Here is a 2687-nt window from a genome sequence, read left to right on the forward strand (position 1 = left end):
TTGGGCGTCAGCTGGCACCCAGAGGCTACCGGCTTGCCCGCCGCCGTACTTTTGCCGGCTTGCCGCGCGGCATGCAGCAGGCCGGCAGCGACGGTGGTCTTGCCGACGTCGGTGTCGGTCCCCGTGATGAAGTAAGCGGCATTCATAGAGGTTTCTCCAGGACGGCGTACACCACTTGATAAGTTGCCGGCAGGCCCTGGGCCTGGCGGAACTGCTCGTAGGCTTGCACCAGTGCAACAATCCGCGCCCGGCCCGTCAACCCTCCTGGGCGCCCCGGGTTCAGATTGTGCGCACCCAACGCTTTCAGTTCGTGGGTCAGGCTGCGCACGTCGGGGTAATGCAGCACATGGGGGCGCTGCTCCAGGCTGCGCACCCGCAAACCACTGGCTGCGCACAGTTGCTCATAAGCACTGAACGGCCGGAAGCGGTTCACATGAACCATGCCATCCGCTGCGCGCCAGCTTTCGCGCAACTCATCCAGCGTACCCACGCAGAGGCTGGCAAACGCCAGCACGCCGCCGGGCTGCAATACGCGCCGCGCTTCGCTGAGCACTGCGGCAAAATCCGAGCACCACTGCACCGCCAAACTGGAGTAGATCAGCCCGCAACTGGCGTCCTGCAAGGGCAAGCGCTCGGCATCGCCAGCGATGAAATGTTGTGCACCGCCCAGCGGCCGGGCGTGTTTGAGCATGCCCTCGGCGATATCCAGGGCCAAACCCTGGCTACCCGCAAATGACTGGCCCAGCACACGACTGAAATAACCCGTGCCGCAGCCCAGGTCCAGCCAGAGTTGTGGAGAAAGACCTTCGGGCAAACGCCGCAACAGCTCGCTGCCCACCGCACGCTGCAACTCGGCAACGCTGTCGTAACTGGCGGCTGCGCGGGAAAAGGAGGCCGCTACCTGGCGCTTGTCTGGCAAGCCGCCGGGCAACACATGGGACAAATCAGTCATCACCGCACTCATGCAAAAAAGCCTGGATGGCCCCCGCCACACCGTGGGGGTCCTCCAGTAGAAAAGCGTGACCGGCCTGTTCAATCAGGCCGATTTCAACGTCAGGCAACAAGGCGAACAACTCACTCGCCACTTCAGCCGGAACCAGCCCGTCCAGCCCGGCAAACAGATGCAACTGCGGCCCTTGAAAGTCGACCAACGCCTGACGGGTGTCCAATCGGCCCAACAGCTCCAGACCACTGAGCAAGGTCTGCGCGGAGGTTTTAGGGGCACCCGCCAGCAATAGCCGAGCAAGTGATCGGGGATCGCTGGAACCCCGGGCGCAAAGCAGACTGAAGCGTTTTAACGTCGCAACCGGATCAAGGCGGCAACCGTCAAGAAACGCAATAAAATCCTCTTCGTGCATGCCATGGTCCCAGCGGGGCCAGGCCACGAAGCTTGCGTTGCTGGCAAAGGTGAGCAAACCGCAACAATGATCACCGCGCCGGGCGGCCAACTCGGCAGCAAGCATGCCGCCGAGGGACCAACCACCCAGCCAGACGTCTTGGGGCAAGGTCGAATCCAGCTCATCGAGCCACTCTTGAAGGTCGTCCGACTCCACGTCCGGCAACGGTTCGATCTGCACCTGCAAGTGTTCATCCAGCCCCTGCAACGCCGCCGCCAGCGGTTCCAGCGGCGAAACGCCGAGGCCCCAGCCAGGCAGCAATATCAGTCGATCACGCATGGTCGGGCTCCTGGCCTAACAAGCGGAAACACTCTTCCAATGCGCTTAACAATAGCTGCACCTGGGCTTCACTGTGGGCCGCCGTGAGAGTCACCCGCAGACGGGCACTGCCGGCGGGCACGGTCGGTGGGCGGATCGCGGTGACCATCAGCCCGCGCTCGCGCAGCATCTGCGACAAACGCACGGCGCGGGCACTGTCGCCAATCATGATCGGCTGGATCGGCGTGAAACTGTCCATCAGTTCCAGGCCAATCTGCTCTGCGCCCTGGCGGAACTGGCGGATCAGCCCATTGAGATGCTCCCGCCGCCAATGCTCGGTGCGCAGCAGTTCCAGGCTTTTCAGCGTGGCGCAGGCCAATGCCGGCGGTTGGCTGGTGGTGTAGATATACGGGCGGGCGAACTGGATCAGGCTCTCGATCAGCTCTTCGCTGCCCGCCACAAAGGCGCCAGCGGTACCGAAGGCCTTGCCGAGCGTGCCGACCAGCACCGGCACATCTTCCTGGCTCAAGCCAAAATGCTCGACGATCCCACCACCGTTGGCGCCCAAAGGCCCGAAGCCATGGGCGTCATCCACCATCAACCATGCGCCCCTGGCCCGGGTTTCACGGGCCAGTGAGGGCAGATCCGCCAGGTCGCCGTCCATGCTGAACACGCCGTCGGTCACCACCAGCGTATTGCCGGTGGCTTTCTCCAGGCGCTTGGCCAGGCTTTCAGCATCGTTGTGCAGGTAACGATTGAAGCGCGCACCCGAGAGCAAACCGGCATCCAGCAACGAGGCGTGGTTAAGGCGGTCTTCCAGCACCGTATCGCCCTGCCCCACCAGCGCGGTGACGGCGCCAAGGTTAGCCATGTAACCGGTGGTGAACAGCAGCGCCCGCGGGCGACCAGTGAGGTCGGCCAGGGCCTCTTCCAGTTCATGGTGCGGCGTGCTGTGGCCGATCACCAGATGCGAAGCGCCGCCACCCACGCCCCAGCGGGCCGCGCCCGCGCGCCAGGCTTCAATCACTTGCG

4 protein-coding genes are annotated in these 2687 nt (G+C 63.9%); all 4 read right to left on the reverse strand.

Features of this window, described 5'->3' with window-relative positions; translation table 11 throughout:
• The coding region (gene bioD / locus HX846_RS27445; protein WP_178966488.1) for an ATP-dependent dethiobiotin synthetase BioD at nucleotides 1-146 on the reverse strand (146 nt) is incomplete at its 3' end.
• Nucleotides 143-952: a malonyl-ACP O-methyltransferase BioC gene (gene bioC / locus HX846_RS27450; protein ID WP_178966489.1), complete on the reverse strand. Its 810-nt coding sequence runs from the start codon at nucleotides 950-952 to the stop codon at nucleotides 143-145. The genes bioD and bioC, both read right to left, overlap by 4 nt.
• On the reverse strand, nucleotides 945-1676 hold the full coding sequence (locus tag HX846_RS27455) for an alpha/beta fold hydrolase (protein ID WP_178966490.1): 732 nt from the start codon (nucleotides 1674-1676) through the stop codon (nucleotides 945-947). The genes bioC and HX846_RS27455 overlap by 8 nt, the downstream gene beginning before the upstream one ends.
• Nucleotides 1669-2687 (reverse strand): 8-amino-7-oxononanoate synthase (gene bioF / locus HX846_RS27460; protein ID WP_178966491.1); only part of this gene is annotated, 1019 nt, incomplete at its 5' end. The genes bioF and HX846_RS27455, both read right to left, overlap by 8 nt.

Source organism: Pseudomonas sp. K5002 (assembly GCF_013386655.1).
Classification (GTDB): Bacteria; Pseudomonadota; Gammaproteobacteria; order Pseudomonadales; family Pseudomonadaceae; genus Aquipseudomonas.